The organism is Streptomyces sp. CNT360 (assembly GCF_000424785.1).
Genome location: NZ_KE384245.1, coordinates 203,428 through 220,794 on the forward strand (window position 1 = coordinate 203,428; position 17,367 = coordinate 220,794).

Here is a 17,367-nt window from a genome sequence, read left to right on the forward strand (position 1 = left end):
CTCCCGGCCGGGGCCCTCGCTGGCAGGGCCCCGGCTCGCGGCGCACGCGTCAGTCCACCTCCGCCACCGCCTGGGCGAACTGGGACCGGTACAGCCGCGCGTAGGCGCCGTCCGCCGCCAGCAGGCTGCGGTGGTCGCCCTGTTCGACGATCGCACCGTTCTCCATCACCAGGATGACGTCGGCGTCCCGGACCGTGGACAGCCGGTGGGCGATCACGAAGCTGGTGCGTTCGGAGGCGAGACGTTCCATCGCGCGCTGGATCAGCACCTCGGTGCGGGTGTCCACGGAACTGGTCGCCTCGTCCAGCACCAGGATCACCGGGTCCGAGAGGAAGGCACGGGCGATCGTGACGAGCTGCTTCTCGCCCGCGCTGACGGTGTTGCCCTCGTCGTCGAGCACCGTGTCGTACCCGTCCGGCAGGGTGCGGATGAAACGGTCCGCGTGCGCGGCCCGCGCCGCCTCCTCGACCTGCTCACGGGTGGCCGAGCGGGCGCCGTAGGCGATGTTCTCCGCGATGGTGCCGCCGAACAGCCAGGTGTCCTGCAACACCATGCCGATACCGGCCCGCAGCTCCTGGCGGGACATGGCGGCGATGTCGGTGCCGTCCAGCAGGATGCGGCCCCCGCGCACCTCGTAGAACCGCAGCAGCAGGTTGACCAGCGTGGTCTTGCCGGCCCCCGTGGGCCCGACGATGGCCACCGTCTGCCCGGGCTCCACCGCCAGCGACAGGTTGTCGATCAGCGGCTTGTCCTCGGCGTAGCGGAAGGAGACGTCCCGCAGCTCCACTCGGCCCCGCAGCCTCGCCGGCCGCTCGGCGTGGGCCTCGTCGGGGTCGGGGGACTGCTCCTTCGCGTCCAGCAGTTCGAAGACCCGCTCGGCGGAGGCCACCCCGGACTGGATGAGGTTGGCCATGGAGGCGACCTGGGTGAGCGGCTGGCTGAACTGCCGCGAGTACTGCACGAACGCCTGCACGTCACCGATCGACAGCGTCCCGGAGGCGACCCGCAACCCGCCGACCACCGCGACCAGGACGTAGTTGAGGTTGCCGACGAACATCATCGCGGGCTGCATGATGCCGCTGATGAACTGGGCCATGAACCCGGCCCGGTACAGCTTCTCGTTCTGCTCGGCGAAGACCTCGGCCGACTCCCGCTGCCGCCCGAACACCTTCACCAGCGAGTGGCCGGTGTACATCTCCTCGATGTGGGCGTTCAGCGCGCCCGTGGACTTCCACTGGGCGACGAACTGCGGCTGCGCGCGCTTGCCCACCCGGGTGGCCACCAGCCACGACAGCGGCACCGTGATCAGGGCCACCAGCGCCAGCAGCGGCGAGATCCAGAACATCACACCGAGGACGGCGACGATCGTCAGCAGCGAGTTGACGAGCTGACCCATCGTCTGCTGGAGGGTCTGGCCCAGGTTGTCGATGTCGTTGGTCACCCGGGAGAGCACTTCGCCGCGCGACTGCTTGTCGAAGTAGGACAGCGGAAGCCGCGACAGCTTCTCCTCGACCTGCTCGCGCATCCGGAAGACGGTGCGGCTGATGGCGCGCACCGATATCCGCCCGCCCCACAGCAGCAGCAGTCCGGCGGTCGCATACACGGTGACGGCCAGCAGCAGGACCTCGCCGACAGCGGTGAAGTCGATGCCCTGGCCGGGGGTGAAGTCCATTCCCGAGAGCATGTCCGCGGTCCCCGCGTCCCCGCGGTGGCGCAGCCCTTGGAGGGACTGCTCCTTGGTGAGACCGTCGGGCAGCTTGCCGCCGACGAAACCGCCGAAGACCAGATCGGTCGCCCGGCCCAGGATCTTCGGGCCGATCGCGTTCAGGGCCACGCTGACCACCACGAGGGCCAGCATGGACAGCAGGTGCCCGCGCTCCGGCCGGAACTGCCGCAGCAGCCGCTTGCCGGAGCCCGCGAAGTCCAGCGACCTGCGGGGCGGTGCCCCCGCTCCGGGTCCACTCATCAGGCGGCCTCGCTCTCGGTCAACTGGGACAGCACGATCTCCCGGTAGGTCTCGTTGGTCTCCATCAGCTCCTCGTGCCGCCCGGCGCCCACCACGCGGCCCTCGTCCAGGACGAGGATGCGGTCGGCGTCCCGGATGGTCGCCACCCGCTGGGCGACGATCACCACCGTCGCCTCGGCCGTCTCCCGTCCCAACGCACTCCGCAGCGCCGCGTCGGTGGCGTAGTCGAGCGCGGAGAACGAGTCGTCGAACAGGTAGATCTCCGGCCGGTGCACCAGCACCCGGGCGATCGCCAGCCGCTGCCGCTGCCCGCCGGACACGTTGTTGCCGCCCTGCGCGACGGGTGCCTCCAGCCCGCCCTCCATGCGCTCCACGAAGTCCCTGGCCTGCGCCACCTCCAGCGCGTGCCACAGCTCCTCGTCGCTCGCCTCCGGCCGGCCGTAGCGCAGATTGGAGGCCACGGTGCCGGAGAAGAGGTAGGGGCGCTGCGGTACGAGGCCGACGGTGGCCGCCAGCAGGTCCGCGTCGAGGGTGCGTACGTCCTCGCCGTCGACGAGTACCTGGCCCTCGGTGGCGTCGAACAGCCGGGGGATCAGCCCGACCAGAGTCGTCTTTCCGCTGCCCGTCGAGCCGATGACCGCCGTCGTCTCCCCGGGCCGCGCCACCAGATCGACGCCCTGCAGCACGGGTGCCTCGGCGCCCGGGAAACCGAACCCGGCCCCGCGCAGCTCCAGATGGCCGTGGCGCCGCAACTGCCGTACGGGCGCGGCGGGCGGGACGACGCTGGACCCGGTGTCGAGGACTTCCTGGATGCGTTCGGCACACACCTCGGCGCGCGGCACCATCATGAACATGAAGGTGGCCATCATCACCGACATGACGATCTGCATCAGGTAGGAGAGGAACGCGGTCAGCGCGCCGATCTCCATGTCCCCGCTGTCGATACGGTGCGCCCCGAACCAGACCACCGCGACGCTGGAGACGTTCACCACGGTCATCACGACGGGGAACATCAACGCCATGAGCTGGCCGGTCCGTACCTGCACACCGGTCAGGTCGCTGTTGGCCCCGTGGAAGCGGCGCTGCTCGAAGTCGTCCCGGACGAAGGCGCGGATCACCCTCACCCCGGTGATCTGTTCGCGCAGGATGCGGTTCACCTGGTCCAGCCGCTGCTGCATCGTGCGGAACAGCGGGCGCATCCGGCGCACGATCAGCGACACGGTGATGCCCAGCACGGGCACCACACCCAGCAGCACTGCCGACAGTGGCACGTCCTGGCCGAGCGCCATGAAGACACCGCCGAAGCACATGATCGGCGCGGTGACCATCAGCGTGAACGCCATCAGCGTCACCATCTGCACCTGCAGCACGTCGTTGGTGGTGCGGGTGATCAGGGAGGGGGCCCCGAAGTGACCGACCTCGCGGGCCGAGAAGGCCTGTACGCGGTCGAAGACACCCGCCCGGATGTCCCGGCCGAGCGCGGCGGCGGTGCGAGCGCCCAGGTAGACGGCGCCGACGTTGCAGACGACCTGCACCACCGAGACGGCCAGCATCAGACCGCCGTGCCGCAGGATGTAGCCGGTGTCGCCGCTCACGACACCGTTGTCGATGACGTCCGCGTTGAGCGTGGGCAGGTAGAGCGTGGCGCCCGTCTGTATGAGCTGGAGGAGGACGAGGAGCGCGATCGGCCGCCGGTAGCGGCGCAATCGGGCCCGGAGTAGGCGGATCAGCACACGGAATTCCTCGTGATCAGTCAGGGAGACGGACGGCAGGGGTGGTCGGAATCGGAGCGGCGGCAGGGGAGAGGGAAGACAGAAGTGGGCAGTCCTACAAGTGCGTGCCCGGTACACGCCTTCCGTTTCTGATTGTCCCCGTCCTCCCCCGGCCCGAGACACGGCAGGAACCCGGCCGTACGGTGCGCCGGAACCGCCCGCATTGCCGTGCGGCTCCCGCGTGGCGGTGCGACCCCTGTGAGCGGATTGCGCTCTCGCGGACGGGGCGTGCATCTGGGCGGCCGTGCGCCCCTGCGGGACCCGCGCGCTCCCGTGCAGTCCGTACGCTCCTGCGAGTTCCGTGCGCGCTCCGCCCACCCCTCGCCGACCCCGCGAGGGAAGCGGGGCAGTGAGGGAAAGGGCCGGTCGAGGGGGCTGGGCGGACGGAGGAGCCCTACGCCGGCAGGGCGCCCGGGTACATCTCCTCGCGCACCGTGACGTACTGCTGCCGCACGGCCTGCCCCACGGCGCGGTCCTCGCCCACCTCGAACACCTGGCAGGCGGCGGCGGGCCACTGCGGCGGGTGGCCGGAGCCCGACAGCGCCCAGGCCGCCTGCCGGGCGGCACCGAGCGCCGCGTAGTCGGCCGGCTCGGGCACCACCACCTGTGCGTCCAGCAGCGCGGGCGCCGCGGACCGTACGGCCGGCAGATTCGCGGCCTGCCCCAGCAGGAAGACCCGGCGCACCGACACCCCGCGCACCCGCAGCACCTCCAGCGCGTCGGCCAGCCCGCACAGCATGCCCTCCACGGCGGCCCGCGCCAGGAACTGCGGCTTCATGCTCTCCCGCCGCAACCCGTGCAGGGAGCCCGCGGTGTGGGGCAGTGGCGGCGTCCGCTCGCCCTCCAGATACGGGAGCAGCACCAGGCCCGAGGAGCCGGGGGTGGACTCCGCCGCCAGCTTCGAGACCCCCTCCAGATCGGTGCCCAGCATCTCCGCGGCGCCGCGCAGCGCCCGGGTCGCGTTGAGGGTGCGGACCACGGGCAGGTACATGCCGGTCGCGTCCGCGTACGAGGTGATGGTGCCGGTCGGGTCGCCCAGCGCCTCGTGGTGGACGACGCAGACCGACCCCGTGGCGCCCAGCGAGATGACGGCGTCCCCCAGTCCGAGCCCCAGCCCGAACGCGGCCGCCATCGTCTGCCCCGTGCCCGCGGAGATCAACAGGCCCTCGGGTGTGTACCCCGCGGGCTGCGAGGGGCTGACGACCTCCGGAAGCCGCGCCGGGTGGCCCAGCGCGAGCTCCACCAGGTCGGGCCGGTAGGACTCGGTCGCCGCCGACCAGTAGCCGGTGCCCGAGGCGTCCCCCCGGTCGGTCACCCGCCGCTCGGGGCGCCCCAGGAGCTGCCAGACCAGCCAGTCGTGCGGCTGCATCACCTCGGCCACCCGCCTGGCCGCCTCCGGCTGTTCGCGGGCCAGCCAGCGCAGCTTGGAGACCGGGTGCGAGGCCTGCGGCACCGTGCCCACGGCCTGCGCCCACTCCTCACGGCCGCCCAGTGCGTCCACCAGATCGGCCGCCGCCGTCTGCACCCGCTGGTCGTTGCCCAGCAGCGCGGGACCGGCCGGTGCGCCGGTCTCGTCGAGTGCGACGAGGCCCTGCTGCTGTCCGGAGACACCGATGGCCTGCACATCGCTGAGCTGTCCACCGCCCGCCGCCTCGCCGAGGGAGAGCAGCCAGGACTGCGGGTCGTCACGCTCCCCGGGGTGCGCGGCGTGGCCGTGGCGGAGGACCGCGCCGGTCTCCGCGTCGCAGACGACGATGCTTGTGTACTCGGCCGAGCTGTCCAGTCCGGCGACTATCCCCATGGCCGGAATGATGCCTCATAGGTACCCGTACCGGACCGGGTACCCCGGCACCGTGACCCACGCCTCACCGCACGCGTCCGCCGTCTCCCGCGGGCCCGCCGCCCCGGGTCCCCCGGCCGCGGCGGGGCCCGACCTGCACTGTGGCGGCGTACCCACGTTCGTACCGTCGCGCATCCGGCGGGGGCGTCCTAGCGTGGGGAGGTGACCTCGCAGACAGCCCCCGAGCCGCCCCGGCCCGGCGCCGGGCCCGCCGCCGTGCGCCCGCCCGACCCGCTGCGCCGGCTGGCTCTCGACGCGCTGCGCCGCCGCACCAGCATGAAGTGGCGCACCTACGACCCGGATGTGCTGCCGCTGTGGGTGGCCGAGATGGACGTGCCGTTGGCGGAGCCGGTCGCCGAGGCGCTGGTCGATGCGGTGCGGCTCGGCGACACCGGCTACCCGTCCGGCACCGGCTACGCGGACGCGCTTGCGGACTTCGCCCGGCGGCGCTGGAACTGGGAGCTGCCGGTGGCGCGGACCGCACTCGTACCGGACGTGATGCTCGGCGTCGTGGAAGTGCTCAAGCTCGTCACCGGGCCCGGCGACGCGGTGGTGGTCAACCCGCCCGTCTACCCGCCCTTCTACCAGTTCGTGACGCACCTGGACCGCCGGGTGGTCGAGGCCCCGCTGAGCGGTGCCGGGCGGCTCGATCCGGTCACGCTGGAAGCCGCCTTCACGCGGGCCACCGACGGCGGGCGCCGCGCGGCCTACCTGCTGTGCAGCCCGCACAATCCGACCGGCACCGTGCACACCGCCGACGAACTCGCCGACGTCGCCGCATGCGCCGGCGCGCACGGCGTGCGGGTGGTCGCGGACGAGATCCACGCGCCGCTGGTGCTTCCCGGCGCACACCACGTGCCCTACCTCTCGGTGCCCGGCAGCGCACGTGACTTCTCCCTCATGTCCGCGTCCAAGGCCTGGAACCTGGCCGGTCTCAAGGCCGCACTGGCCGTCGCGGGCAGCGACGCGGCCGGCGAACTGGCCGCCATGCCCGAGGAGGTCGGGCACGGCCCGAGCCACGTGGGAGCCCTCGCCCATGCCGCGGCGCTGTGGCACGCCACCGACTGGCTCGACAGCCTCCTGGACGGGCTCGACCGCAACCGGCGACTGCTGGCCGGACTGCTGGCCGAGCACCTGCCGGGCGTCGGCCACCGTCCCGCCGAGGGCACCTTCCTGGCCTGGCTCGACTGCCGTGCCCTCGGGCTGGGCGACGACCCGGCCGCCGTCTTCCTCGAACGCGGCCGGGTGGCCTTGAACTCCGGTACGGCATTCGGCACCGGGGGAGCGGGCCACGTCCGGCTGAACACGGCCACCTCGCCCGAGATCCTGGAGGAGGCGGTACGCCGCATGGCCTCGTCGCTGTGAGCCCCTTGCCCCGGCCCGGCCCGGCCCGTCCTGCCCGGCGCGGTCGGGACGGGGCCCGCACGCGGACGCCGCGGACCCGTGACCGCGCGGTGCGGTCACGGGTCCGCGGCGTCCGACCAAAGGCGGCAGGCGCTTCGCCTCAGCAGCGCTTCGAGGAGTACGCGAAGTGCTGCGCGGTGTCGCCCGGGGCGCGTACGACCCCGCGGGCCGCGGTGCAGTGGCGCACGGTGTCCGCCGGGTGCGACCAGAAGGACTCCTGCGAGGTGCGGTCCCACGTGCGCAGACCGACCAGCTTCTTCGTGCGGAAGTCGTACACGGCGATGTTGGTGGACCAGTGGGGGTGCTTCTTGCGGAAGCTCTCCCACACGTACAGGTAGCCGTAGTTGCGGTTGCAGCGCGGCGAGTAGAACTGCTTCACCGACGCGATCGTCTCGCCCTTGCGCTTGACGTAGCCGGTGGAGCCGATCTGGTAGGCGTCGGTGCACACGCGGGCCTGCCGGGCGGCGTCCTTGAAGGGGCTGTCCTCGGGGGCCTCGCTCATGCTCGTCTGCGCGCGGTCGCTGCCCGGGGCGGGCGCCGGACCGGAGCCGGCCTGCGCGGCACCGGCGGGCAGCAGTGCCAGCGCGCAGGCGGCCGCGACGAGAGCGCCCTTGACGGGCGGAAGGGTACGCATGGATCTCCTCCTTGAGGGAGAACGTGATCTTCCGGTCATAAACGCCCGGATCGGTCATCACGGTAGGATCCGTCGGTACCCGGCGGTGGGACGCGCGCGCCACGGCGGGTCGTACGACCGGGGTCCGGCACCGCCAACGCGGCGCCGGACCCCGGACCTTGGTTCAGCAGCGCTTCTGGGTGGAAGCCTCGTAGGCCTGCGGTGAACCCGCCGGACGCAGGGAGCCCACGGCGGAGGTGCACGCGTCGACCGTGTTCGCGCCCTCGGTCCAGAACTCCTGCTGCTTGGTGGCCTTCCACGCCTGGCCCGCGTGCACCGCGTCGTCTTCGTAGCTGTAGATGCCCAGCGTCACGTCGTAGGGCGCGGCGGTCTTGTGGAAGCTCTCCCACACCCACAGGTAGGCGTAGTTCTCCTTGCACTTCTTCGAGTAGAACTGTTTCACCGAAGCAAGGGTTTCCGAGCCTCGCTTGACGAGTGCGCGGTCGCCGATCTGGACCGCGTCGTCACAGACGCCCGCGGCCTTCGCCAGCTTGCTCGCCGGGTTCCCCTCGGGAGAGGGGGCCGTCGTACGGGTCAGCTTCTGGGCCGAGGGCCCGGTGGCCGGGCCGCTGCCCGCGTACGCCGCGCCGGCGGGCAGCAGGACCAGTGCCGTGGTCGCGGCAACCAGCGCACCCTTGGAGAAGCGGTTGGAACGCATGGTGATTTTCCCCCTCTTTCAGGAACAACAGTGTGGTCGGTGACATCCGCCGAATCGGGCCTCATCAGAGTCATCGGTGGCATCCGAGGTATGAGGGTGATGCGCCGGATACCCAGTACGACACGTCGGCTGCGCCGGGGGTTGTACGCCTCGACGGCGCCGTACGGGGGAAGTTGACCTGTCGTCAGCAACTCTGGCCCCACCTGTCACTGCCGCCCCGGGCCGGGAGGGGGGAGGGACCGCCTCAGGCGGCGTCGGCCCGCAGATCCCTGAGCACCTGCGCCCGTACGTCATCCGGGTCGATCCCGAGCCGCGTGAAGAGGGTGCGCGAGAGGGCGTCACCGGAGCCCAGCGCGCCGAGCACGATGTGCTCCACACCGATGCGCCGGTCCTTGCGGGCCAACGCCTCGCGAAGGGCGTCCTTCAGCACGCCCTTCGCCCGGGCCGTGAAGGGGATGTGCCGAGAGAAGGCGCGCTGCTCCCTCGCGCGCCCCCGTCGTGAACCGCGCGCATCCGGCGGTCCGTCGAGCGCCCCCTCGCCGAAGGCGGACTCCGCGTGCCGGCGGATCTCCTCCAGATCGATCCCGAGCGCACGGAGCGCCTCCGCGTCCTTCGGTCCGAGATCGTCCTGGGTGCCGGTCACCACACCCGCGACCGCCTCCCGGCAGGAGGCCGCCGTGACTCCGTTCCTGCGGAGTGTGGAGGCGCCGGGCTGCTCCGGCAGATGCAGCGCCGCGAGCAGCAGGTGCTCCGTGCCGATCCACTCGTGCCCGAGCGCACCGGCCTCCTCCTGTGCGCGGATCACCACTTCCCGCGCTCCCCTGCTGAACCGTTCGAACACCGTCGCTACCTCCCTGTCCGCTTGGCGTACTTCTTGTGCACTGCCTGTCTGCTGACGCCGAGGGCTGCCCCGATCTCGTCCCAGGACCAGCCGGCCCGCCGGGCGCTGTCGACCTGGAGCGCCTCCAGCCGCTCGGTGAGCCGCCGCAACGCGGCGACGGCCCGCAGGCCGACCGCCGGATCACGGTCGAGCGCGGCCCGAGCGGTATGCAGTGTTTCGTCAGCTTCCGTACCAGCCATGGTGTCAACGTAGGCTGACAGGCAAGCCATGTCAACCCTTATTGACAACAGGGATGGCAGGCGTGCCGAGGGTGAGCGGAACGGTGAAGGGGTCACCCTGTGCGGCGTGCACGGTGCACGCCTTGGTCACGTGTGCGGTGTCTCGACGCGGCCCTCGGTGCGATGAGGCCACGAAAGAGTGAGCGCGGGCCCACGTCGCAGGGGGCGTGAGGAAGTGCGAAGGGGCGCCCCACGAGAGGAGCGCCCCTGTCGGAAAGCCGGCTCGGAACGGTTGCCGAGCCGCGCTGAGGTGGGGCGGGTGGGACTCGAACCCACGGCCGACGGATTATGAGTCCGCTGCTCTAACCGGCTGAGCTACCGCCCCGTAACGGCGCACCGCGCACATCTGTGCGCGCCGTCTGCCGCAGCATAACCGTTCATAGGATCTGCCGCCCGCGCCGGGGGAGATCTACGCAGGTGAGGACCCCGAACCAGGGGGGATCGGTTCCCGGTCCGGGACAACTTCCCGGAAGAGAACAGGAAGACGGGACGGCAGGACGGAACGACAGCGGGGCGACGAGGCGGGCAGGGCCCGGGGCGCGGGGCCTTGCGAGGGCGGTCCCGGACAACGAAAAAGGGCCCCTCCAGGGGCCCTTTCGAGGGGTGCTCCCGCGACTGGACTCGAACCAGTAACCTGCCGGTTAACAGCCGGCTGCTCTGCCGATTGAGCTACACGGGACTGTCCCGCCGGTCGCGCTCCCGGTGGCCGGGGCGCTCCCTTGCGACGGGGAATACATTAGCGCATGCCAGGGGGTGCTCCGAAATCGGTAATGCCGCCGCCCATGTGCGGTACCCCTTGAGGCATCCCGGTGGCTGACGCCTCCGGGGTGGCCGGGAGAAGAACCGTGAAGCCGTAAGAGGCCGAGACAAGCCGAGAGAAGGGGCAAGCCATGCGCTACCGACTCACGTTCGTGACCGGACTGGCCGTCGGCTACGCGCTCGGTGCCCGCGCGGGGCGCGAGCGCTATGAGCAGATCAGGAAGGGCGTACGCAGGATCACGGAGAACCCCGCCGTGCGGAACGCGGGCGAGGCGGCAGCACTCAGCGGTCGGCAGGCCGCCTCCAAGGCGGCCGACGCCGTGCAGGACCGGCTGCCCTCCTCCCTCGGTGACCGCGTCCGCACCGTCCGCGACAGTCGGGCCCGCGTCGGCAGCGACTGGGGCTCCGAAGGCCACTAGTCCACCCGGTCCGCCCGGCCCCGCCGTGAGGCGTCTAGAGGGAGCCGGAGGGGGCGCCGCCCACCGGGTCGGCGCCCCCTCCGGCTGCCCGCACGGGGTGCCCGTCAGAAACGCCCTCTCTTCCTGCCTGCCCAGCCCGAAAGGGGGTGCGGGGGCCGTCCGCTACTCCGGGATCCGGCCGCGCCCACCACCGGCTGCCTTCCCGCTTCTGCTGCTCGTGCCGCCGGTACTCTTTCCGCCCTTGCCACTCGTGCCGCCGCCCTTCTTCGTCTCCGCCAGCAGCGGTGCCAGCAGGTCGCCCTGTTCGTCGATCCGCGCGGGAAGGTCGGAGGTGAGGAAGACCAGGTCCTTGGGCTTCTTCGCGGCGGCGAGCTCCTCCCAGGTCAGCGGCGTGGAGACGGTGGGCCGGTCCTTGGCGCGCAGGGTGTAGGGCGCGGCGGTCGTCTTGGCCTGATTGTTCTGGGACCAGTCGACGAAGACCTTGCCGCCGCGCAGGTCCTTGGCCATCTTGCTGACCGCCTGCTCGGGCATGTCCGCCTCGGCCTCCTGGGCGAGCTTCTTCGCGTACGCCGAGACCTTGTCGGAGGGCGTGCGTTCGATGGGGGCGATCAGGTGCAGGCCCTTCGAGCCGGAGGTCTTGGGCAGCAGGGTGATGCCGTCCTCGCCGGCGCGCTCGCGCAGCCAGTCGGCGACGGCGCGGCAGTCCAGGATGTCGGCCCCCTCGCCGGGGTCGAGGTCGAAGACCAGACGGTCGGCCCGGGCCTGGTGGCCGGACTGCCACTGGGGGGTGTGCAGCTCCAGCGCGGCGAGGTTCGCCGCCCACACCAGCGTCGCCTCGTCCTGGATGAGCACCTGGTGCAGCGGCTCCTTGCTGACGACGTCGATCTTGCGCGTCGTCACCCAGCTGGGCGTCCCCGGCGGCACGTGCTTGGTGAAGAACTTCTCGCCCTCCACGCCGTCCGGATAGCGGAGGAAGGAGAGGGGGCGTCCGTCGAGGTGAGGCAGGACGGTGTCGGCGATCGAGGCGTAGTAGTGGATCGCCTCGCCCTTGGTGAAACCCGTCGCCGGATAGAGCACCTTGTCGAGGTTGCTGAGGGCCAGCCGGTGGCCCCCGATCTCCGTGTGCGGCATAACCTGAGAGTCCCATAGAAGGGACAAAGTATGCGTTCAATCTGGAAAGGGACCATCTCCTTCGGGCTGGTCTCGATCCCGATCAAGGTGGTGTCCGCCACCGAGAACCACAGTGTCTCCTTCCACCAGGTGCACATGGAAGACGGGGGCCGCATCCGCTACCGCAAGGTGTGCGAGCTGGACGAGGAGGAGGTCCCGCGCGAGGAGATCGGCCGCGGTTTCGAGACCGAGGAGGGCCGCACCGTCCTCCTCACCGACGACGACATGGCGGCGCTCCCGCTGCCCACGGCCAAGACCGTGGAGATCCTCGGCTTCGTCCCCGCCGAGGAGATCGACCCCATCCAGCTGGACCGCTCCTACTTCCTGGCCGCCGACGGCAAGCGCGCCGACAAGCCCTATGTGCTGTTGCGTGAGGCGCTGAAGCGGTCGGGCAAGGTCGCCGTCGCCAAGCTGGCCCTGCGCGCGCGGGAGAGCCTGGGCATGCTGCGCGTGTACGAGGACGCGCTGGCGCTGCACACCATGCTGTGGCCCGACGAGATCCGCTCGGCCGGCGGCGTCGCCCCCGAGGAGCAGGTCACTGTGCGGGACCAGGAACTCGATCTGGCGGACACGCTGATGGAGACGCTGGGCGAACTCGACTGGAGCGACCTGCGCGACGAGTACCGGGAGGCGCTGGAGGAGCTCGTCCGGGCGAAGGCCGAGGGGGCCCAGCCGCCGCCCGAGGAGTTGCGCCGCAGGACGGAGGCGGGCGGCGGCAAGCTGGTGGACCTGATGTCCGTGCTGGAACGCAGCGTCCAGGAGGCCCGCGCCGGGAGCGAGGCGGGGGCCGACGGGGACGCGACCGTGCACGAGCTGGCCGAACACCGGAACGGGGAGCGGGCAGGCAGGAAGCCCGCGGCAGGGAAGACCGCCGCCAAGAAGAAGACGGCCTCGAAGACCGCGTCCAAGGCGGCCTCCAAGAAGACTGCCTCGAAGAAGGCTGCGGGCGACCAGACCGGCAGCAAGCAGAGCGGTGGCAGGACGGCCGCGACGAAACAGGCTGCCAAGAAGAGCACCGCGAAGAAGGGTGCCGCGAAGAAGACGGCCGCCAAGAAGGCCGACCGCCCCCGCAGGACCGCGTGAGCCGCACGGGGTCGCCCGTCGCCGGTGAGACTGGCCGGGTCAGGTCAGGCGTTGTCGTCCTGGGTGTCGTCGTCCGGGGCTTCGCTCAGCATGCGTCTGAGCAGATCACGCAGGAGGGCCCGCTCCGCCATGGTCAGCCCCTGGAGCGGCTGCCCCGCGAAACCGAGCTCGCCCCGGAGCCGGGCCGCCGTGCCCCTGCCCTCGTCGGTGGCGGCCGCGAGCTTGACCCGGCGGTCGGCGGGGTCGGGCCGCCGTTCGACCAGCCCGCGGGTCTCCAGGCGGTCGACGATGCCCGTCACGTTCGACGGCTCGCACTTCAGCCGCTGGGCCAGCCGCCGCATGGGGGTGGGCTCCCGGGCGAGCAGGGTGAGCACCCGCGCCTGCGCCCCGGTCAGTGCCTCGGCGGAGGCGGCGAGCTCGTACTCCTGGTGGTAGCGCGCCACCACCGTGCCGATCAGCTCGGCCACCTCGACGGTGAGCGCGTCCTGGGCCCTGCCGGTGCGGTGCCCGCCCCCCGTCGTCCCGACGCCGTCGGCGTCCCCAGCCCTCTCGCCTCCGCGGCCGTCTGCTGCCATACCGCCAGTCTAGCGCAATGCTTGACAACATGAAATATGCAGGAGCATGGTTGTTTCAGCACCTGAAGCATCGAGGGAAGGCGCCATCGTGACCGCATCCGCATCCCCCGCCCCGAATCCGGCCGGGATCCCGGCGACGGGCCGTGCCTGGCATCTGACGGCACGTCCGCAGGGCTGGCCGACGCCGGACGACTTCGCGTTGCGGGACGAGCCCGTCACCGAGCCCGCGGACGGACAGATCCTGGTGCGGAACATCCATCTGTCCGTCGACCCGTACATGCGCGGCAGGATGAGCGACGCCAAGTCCTACGCTGCACCGTACGAGCTCGACGAGCCGATGACCGGCGGCGCCGTCGGTGTCGTCCTCGCCTCGCGCGCGGACGGCTTCTCACCCGGTGACCACGTCCTGCACGAGCTGGGCTGGCGCGAGTACGCCACGCTCGACGGCCGGCGCGCCACGAAGGTGGACCCGGACGCCGCACCGCTCTCCACCTACCTCGGCGTCCTGGGCATGCCCGGCCTGACCGCCTACGCAGGCCTGGTACGGGTCGCCGGCTTCCAGCCGGGCGACACCGTCTTCGTCTCCGGTGCGGCCGGCGCCGTCGGCAGCGAGGTGGGGCAGATCGCCAGGCTCAAGGGCGCCTCGCGGGTCGTCGGCTCGGCCGGCTCCGACGAGAAGGTCGAGCTGCTCACGGGGGAGTACGGCTTCGACGCGGCGCTCAACTACAAGAACGGCCCGGTCGCCGACCAGCTCAAGGAGGCCGCACCGGACGGCATCGACGTCTACTTCGACAACGTGGGCGGCGAGCATCTGGAGGCCGCCATCGGTGCCTTGAACCTGCACGGGCGCATCGCCGTGTGCGGCATGATCTCCCAGTACAACGCCACCGAACCGACCCCCGCCCCGCGCAACCTGTCCCAGATCATCGCCAAGCGCTTCCGCATGCAGGGGCTCCTCGTCCGTGATCACCAGGATCTCCAGCCGGAGTTCGTGCGGGAGGTCTCCGCGTGGGTGCGCTCAGGAGAGCTGAAGTACCGCGAGACGGTCGTCGAGGGTGTCGAGAACGCCCTGGACGCCTTCCTGGGCCTGCTGCGCGGCGAGAACGTCGGAAAGATGATCGTCACCCTCGGTGAGTGAGAGCGGTACCGCCGGGGCTGACTGCCTCACCCGACAGGGGGACCGCATACGCTGGTCACCGCACCGACGGGAACCTGGGCGCGAGTTCCCCCGGTTGCGCCACCAACAGGAGGACATACATGGCAATCCAGCCCATCGACGTCAAGTACACCGCCGTCGCCACCGCGGAGAACGGCCGTGACGGCCGCGTCGCCAGCGACGACGGTCAGCTCGACGTCGTCGTCAACCCGCCCAAGGCGATGGGTGGCAGCGGCGCGGGCACCAACCCCGAGCAGCTCTTCGCGGCGGGCTACAGCGCCTGCTTCCAGGGTGCGCTCGGTGTCGTGGCCCGCAAGGAGGGTGCCGACATCTCCGGCTCGACCGTCACCGCGGAGGTCGGCATCGGCAACACCCCCGAGGGCGGCTTCGGTCTCACCGTCGCACTGAAGGCCTCCATCCCGAACGTGGACGAGGCCACGGCCAAGGACCTGCTGGAGAAGGCCCACCAGGTCTGCCCGTACTCCAACGCGACCCGCGGCAACCTTGAGGTCACGCTGCACGTCGCCTGACGTCCCGTGCCCGGCCTCCGGGGCGGCGCGCTGCGTGGGCGCGCCCCCTGGAGACCGGGCCAGGGGCAGGCGGGGCCCGGTCTCTGTCGGCCGGCCTCGGCCGGAGACGGGGCTATCGGACGCGTCGGAGGACAGCACCCTCCCGTCGTCGCCCGCCATGCCGGATGCCCCCGCTCCGTCGCCGGTCCCCAACGGATGCTCTCCGTCGACCACCTGTGCAAGGTGCGGGCCGGTCACCGCGCGGGCGAGGGCCGTCTGGCGTTGGAGCGGGCCTGGAAGGCATCGCCGCCCGAGTCCCCGGCGCCGCGCCGTTACGCTCCCGTTCGTCAACTGCCGGTAGTGTCCAGCCCCTTCGCACGGCCTTCGCAGGCGGGGGCGGACACCTTACGGGGACCCGGCCGGCTACGAGGACGCCCGGTCAGGTGCGCGGACGGGTGTCGGGACGCTCGGCGGTGATCTGGTCGTAGGCGAGCCGGGCGAGGCTGCGCTGACCCTGCCTGCTGGGGTGGAACCAGTCCCAGCTGCTCAGCTCGGCGGCGGTGAAGCGGTAGCCGAAGACGGCACCGTTGTCGTAGCGGCAGCGCAGGTCCTTGGCGCACTCCTGCTTCAGGACGTCGTTGTAGGCCACCACCCGGTCGTACACCTGTTGCCGCCGCTGCTGGTCGGCCGTGTCCGTCGACCGCGGGTCCTTGAGCATCGACTGGCAGATGCCCAGGCTCCAGATCCGCTGCGTCATGGGGTTCTGGCGGCCCTGCTGCCAGAGCCGTTTGAGGTCGGGGATGCTGGAGACGTAGACCTGTGTTTTGGGCGAGGCGGCACGCAGGGCGTGCAGCGACTCGCGGAAGTCGGTGCGGAAGTCCGCCACGTCGGTCATCTGGCCCACGGTGGGCCGGCAGGCGTCGTTGGCGCCGCTCATGACCGTCACCATGTCGGGTTTCCGTGCGGCGGCCTTGCGCATCTGCTGCGGCAGGTCGGCGACGACGGCGCCGCTGACGGCGTAGTTCCAGCTCTTTCCCTGCGGGTCGCTCGACAGCCGCCGGGCGAGGCTTTCGACGCCGTCCGCCGTTCCGGTGGCCCAGGAGACCCGGGTGCAGTCGGACAGCAGGGAACAGGCGTCGAATCCGCGGGTGATGGAGTCGCCGACGGCGGCCAGCGAGTCGGGAGAGCGGTCCCAGACGCGGTGCGGTGCAGGTTCGTTGTGGGCGCGGTGGGGGCGCGAGGAGCCGTCGGTGCGCTGCGCGCCCGGCCTCTTGCCTCCGTCCGACCCGCTGCCGCATGCGACGGCCAGGACGAGCCCGGCAACGATCACCAGGGCGAAAGCGCAGATCGCAGCCGTGCGGGAGCGCCGTGAGCGCGGAAGACGGGGCCGCGGGGGACGCGCGTCCCCCGCCTGGTGGCTGTCCGGCATGCGACCCCCTGTTTCGCTGGTGCCCTACCGACGGTACGTCACCCCTCGCGCGCCGCCGCGCGGTAGCTTGTGCCGTGGCCGGTGAAGTCGGAACGACCCCGGGCACAGCAACGGATAAATATTACCTCGCGTCACAACCTGTCCCTTTCGGGGAGAATTGGGCGCGGTGGTGTTTACTATTCGTAACCTCGGGAGCTGGTAGGGAAGTGACCGGTGGTGCAAAATGTCAGGCGCTCTTCCGGCGCGTGACCGATAGGTGATCGAGGCCGCCCGGTGGCGACCCTCGCAGCGCACTGGAGGTCCCGGTGACGACACGCGGAGTTCTGTACGTCCACTCGGCGCCCCGCGCCCTGTGCCCCCACGTCGAGTGGGCTGTCGCGGGCGTGTTGGGCGCCCGCGTCAACCTCGACTGGATCAGACAGCCGGCCTCGCCCGGCACCTGGCGTGCCGAGTTCTCCTGGCAGGGCGATCCCGGCACCGCATCCAAGCTCGCCTCCGCTTTGCGCGGCTGGCACCTGCTCCGCTTCGAGGTGACGGCCGAGCCATGCCCCACGGCGGAGGGCGAGCGCTACAGCTCCACGCCCGATCTCGGCATCTTCCACGCCGTCACCGGCATGCACGGCGACATCCTCATCCCCGAGGACCGGTTGCGCGCCGCCGTCGCCCGGGCCGGGCGGGGCGAGAGCGATCTGGAGGCCGAGATCGCCAAGCTGCTGGGCAAGCCGTGGGACGACGAGCTGGAGCCGTTCCGCTACGCGGGCGAGGGCGCTCCGGTCCGCTGGCTGCACCAGGTGGTCTGACCGCCACGCCCTCCGTGCCGGCAGCCCGGATCGCA

At 71.4% G+C, this 17,367-nt stretch carries 16 protein-coding genes and 2 tRNA genes; 6 read left to right on the plus strand and 12 right to left on the minus strand.

Going from position 1 to position 17,367, the window contains the following annotated elements; genetic code table 11:
• Window positions 1-49: 49 nt before the first annotated feature.
• From H297_RS0130195 to H297_RS0130205, 3 genes are all read right to left on the minus strand, one after another.
• The gene (locus H297_RS0130195) at window positions 50-1,966 is read right to left on the minus strand and encodes an ABC transporter ATP-binding protein (protein WP_027740101.1); all 1,917 of its coding nucleotides are present in this window, start codon (window positions 1,964-1,966) and stop codon (window positions 50-52) included.
• Window positions 1,966-3,699 (minus strand): ABC transporter ATP-binding protein, encoded by a 1,734-nt coding sequence (locus H297_RS0130200; RefSeq protein WP_027740102.1) that lies wholly within the window; start codon window positions 3,697-3,699, stop codon window positions 1,966-1,968. Before H297_RS0130200 ends, H297_RS0130195 begins: the two co-directional genes overlap by 1 nt.
• A 433-nt stretch (window positions 3,700-4,132) precedes the next feature.
• Window positions 4,133-5,539: an FGGY family carbohydrate kinase gene (locus H297_RS0130205; RefSeq protein WP_027740103.1), complete on the minus strand. Its 1,407-nt coding sequence runs from the start codon at window positions 5,537-5,539 to the stop codon at window positions 4,133-4,135.
• Window positions 5,540-5,854: 315 nt separating this feature from the next.
• Here H297_RS0130205 and H297_RS0130210 point away from each other — a divergent pair, with 315 nt between their 5' ends.
• The gene (locus H297_RS0130210; protein WP_078514879.1) at window positions 5,855-6,943 is read left to right on the plus strand and encodes an aminotransferase class I/II-fold pyridoxal phosphate-dependent enzyme; all 1,089 of its coding nucleotides are present in this window, start codon (window positions 5,855-5,857) and stop codon (window positions 6,941-6,943) included.
• A gap of 139 nt (window positions 6,944-7,082) precedes the next feature.
• On the opposite strand, the gene H297_RS39215 is transcribed toward H297_RS0130210, so the two are convergent.
• The 6 genes from H297_RS39215 to H297_RS0130240 form a co-directional block, all read right to left on the minus strand.
• Window positions 7,083-7,616 carry a hypothetical protein gene (locus H297_RS39215; RefSeq protein ID WP_027740105.1) on the minus strand — a complete coding sequence of 178 codons (534 nt, stop codon included), beginning with the start codon at window positions 7,614-7,616 and terminating at the stop codon, window positions 7,083-7,085.
• Between the two features lie 163 nt (window positions 7,617-7,779).
• Window positions 7,780-8,313, minus strand: coding sequence for a hypothetical protein (locus H297_RS0130220; RefSeq protein ID WP_051352294.1), 534 nt, complete (start codon window positions 8,311-8,313; stop codon window positions 7,780-7,782).
• Window positions 8,314-8,557: 244 nt separating this feature from the next.
• Window positions 8,558-9,154 (minus strand): Clp protease N-terminal domain-containing protein, encoded by a 597-nt coding sequence (locus H297_RS0130225; protein WP_027740107.1) that lies wholly within the window; start codon window positions 9,152-9,154, stop codon window positions 8,558-8,560.
• Window positions 9,155-9,159: 5 nt separating this feature from the next.
• Entirely contained in the window at window positions 9,160-9,393 is a 234-nt protein-coding gene (locus H297_RS0130230; protein WP_027740108.1) for a hypothetical protein, read from the minus strand.
• Window positions 9,394-9,683: 290 nt separating this feature from the next.
• Window positions 9,684-9,757: transfer RNA gene (locus H297_RS0130235), tRNA-Ile, on the minus strand.
• A 281-nt stretch (window positions 9,758-10,038) separates the two neighbouring features.
• Window positions 10,039-10,111: transfer RNA gene (locus H297_RS0130240), tRNA-Asn, on the minus strand.
• A 211-nt stretch (window positions 10,112-10,322) separates the two neighbouring features.
• Here H297_RS0130240 and H297_RS0130245 point away from each other — a divergent pair.
• On the plus strand, window positions 10,323-10,610 hold the full coding sequence (locus tag H297_RS0130245; RefSeq protein ID WP_027740109.1) for a hypothetical protein: 288 nt from the start codon (window positions 10,323-10,325) through the stop codon (window positions 10,608-10,610).
• Window positions 10,611-10,772: 162 nt separating this feature from the next.
• Here the strand turns inward: H297_RS0130245 and ligD are convergent, their stop codons facing one another.
• A complete protein-coding gene (gene ligD / locus H297_RS0130250) occupies window positions 10,773-11,741 on the minus strand; it encodes a non-homologous end-joining DNA ligase (protein ID WP_027740110.1) in 969 nt (322 codons plus the stop codon).
• Window positions 11,742-11,771: 30 nt separating this feature from the next.
• Between ligD and ku the strand changes: the two genes are divergently transcribed.
• Window positions 11,772-12,863 carry a non-homologous end joining protein Ku gene (gene ku, locus H297_RS0130255; protein ID WP_027740111.1) on the plus strand — a complete coding sequence of 364 codons (1,092 nt, stop codon included), beginning with the start codon at window positions 11,772-11,774 and terminating at the stop codon, window positions 12,861-12,863.
• Window positions 12,864-12,907: 44 nt separating this feature from the next.
• Here the strand turns inward: ku and H297_RS0130260 are convergent, their stop codons facing one another.
• Window positions 12,908-13,438 carry a MarR family transcriptional regulator gene (locus tag H297_RS0130260; protein ID WP_078514826.1) on the minus strand — a complete coding sequence of 177 codons (531 nt, stop codon included), beginning with the start codon at window positions 13,436-13,438 and terminating at the stop codon, window positions 12,908-12,910.
• Between the two features lie 88 nt (window positions 13,439-13,526).
• Here H297_RS0130260 and H297_RS0130265 point away from each other — a divergent pair, with 88 nt between their 5' ends.
• Both H297_RS0130265 and H297_RS0130270 read left to right on the plus strand, forming a co-directional pair.
• Window positions 13,527-14,576, plus strand: a complete 1,050-nt coding sequence (locus tag H297_RS0130265) for an MDR family NADP-dependent oxidoreductase (RefSeq protein WP_027740113.1) — start codon at window positions 13,527-13,529, stop codon at window positions 14,574-14,576.
• Window positions 14,577-14,695: 119 nt separating this feature from the next.
• Window positions 14,696-15,124 carry an organic hydroperoxide resistance protein gene (locus tag H297_RS0130270; protein WP_027740114.1) on the plus strand — a complete coding sequence of 143 codons (429 nt, stop codon included), beginning with the start codon at window positions 14,696-14,698 and terminating at the stop codon, window positions 15,122-15,124.
• A gap of 418 nt (window positions 15,125-15,542) precedes the next feature.
• Here the strand turns inward: H297_RS0130270 and H297_RS0130275 are convergent, their stop codons facing one another.
• Window positions 15,543-16,532 (minus strand): SGNH/GDSL hydrolase family protein, encoded by a 990-nt coding sequence (locus H297_RS0130275; RefSeq protein ID WP_027740115.1) that lies wholly within the window; start codon window positions 16,530-16,532, stop codon window positions 15,543-15,545.
• A 305-nt stretch (window positions 16,533-16,837) separates the two neighbouring features.
• Here H297_RS0130275 and H297_RS0130280 point away from each other — a divergent pair, with 305 nt between their 5' ends.
• Window positions 16,838-17,332 carry a DUF3145 domain-containing protein gene (locus H297_RS0130280; protein WP_027740116.1) on the plus strand — a complete coding sequence of 165 codons (495 nt, stop codon included), beginning with the start codon at window positions 16,838-16,840 and terminating at the stop codon, window positions 17,330-17,332.
• Window positions 17,333-17,367 lie beyond the last annotated feature (35 nt).

What these genes read in the sequence shown, in the direction of transcription:
- H297_RS0130195 (WP_027740101.1), bottom strand. Translation starts at nt 1,966, where the DNA reads ATGAGTGGACCCGGAGCGGGGGCACCGCCCCGCAGGTCGCTGGACTTC.
- H297_RS0130205 (WP_027740103.1), bottom strand. Translation starts at nt 5,539, where the DNA reads ATGGGGATAGTCGCCGGACTGGACAGCTCGGCCGAGTACACAAGCATC.
- H297_RS0130210 (WP_078514879.1), top strand. Translation starts at nt 5,855, where the DNA reads ATGAAGTGGCGCACCTACGACCCGGATGTGCTGCCGCTGTGGGTGGCC.
- H297_RS39215 (WP_027740105.1), bottom strand. Translation starts at nt 7,616, where the DNA reads ATGCGTACCCTTCCGCCCGTCAAGGGCGCTCTCGTCGCGGCCGCCTGC.
- H297_RS0130220 (WP_051352294.1), bottom strand. Translation starts at nt 8,313, where the DNA reads ATGCGTTCCAACCGCTTCTCCAAGGGTGCGCTGGTTGCCGCGACCACG.
- H297_RS0130230 (WP_027740108.1), bottom strand. Translation starts at nt 9,393, where the DNA reads ATGGCTGGTACGGAAGCTGACGAAACACTGCATACCGCTCGGGCCGCG.
- H297_RS0130245 (WP_027740109.1), top strand. Translation starts at nt 10,323, where the DNA reads ATGCGCTACCGACTCACGTTCGTGACCGGACTGGCCGTCGGCTACGCG.
- ligD (WP_027740110.1), bottom strand. Translation starts at nt 11,741, where the DNA reads ATGCCGCACACGGAGATCGGGGGCCACCGGCTGGCCCTCAGCAACCTC.
- ku (WP_027740111.1), top strand. Translation starts at nt 11,772, where the DNA reads ATGCGTTCAATCTGGAAAGGGACCATCTCCTTCGGGCTGGTCTCGATC.
- H297_RS0130260 (WP_078514826.1), bottom strand. Translation starts at nt 13,438, where the DNA reads ATGGCAGCAGACGGCCGCGGAGGCGAGAGGGCTGGGGACGCCGACGGC.
- H297_RS0130270 (WP_027740114.1), top strand. Translation starts at nt 14,696, where the DNA reads ATGGCAATCCAGCCCATCGACGTCAAGTACACCGCCGTCGCCACCGCG.
- H297_RS0130275 (WP_027740115.1), bottom strand. Translation starts at nt 16,532, where the DNA reads ATGCCGGACAGCCACCAGGCGGGGGACGCGCGTCCCCCGCGGCCCCGT.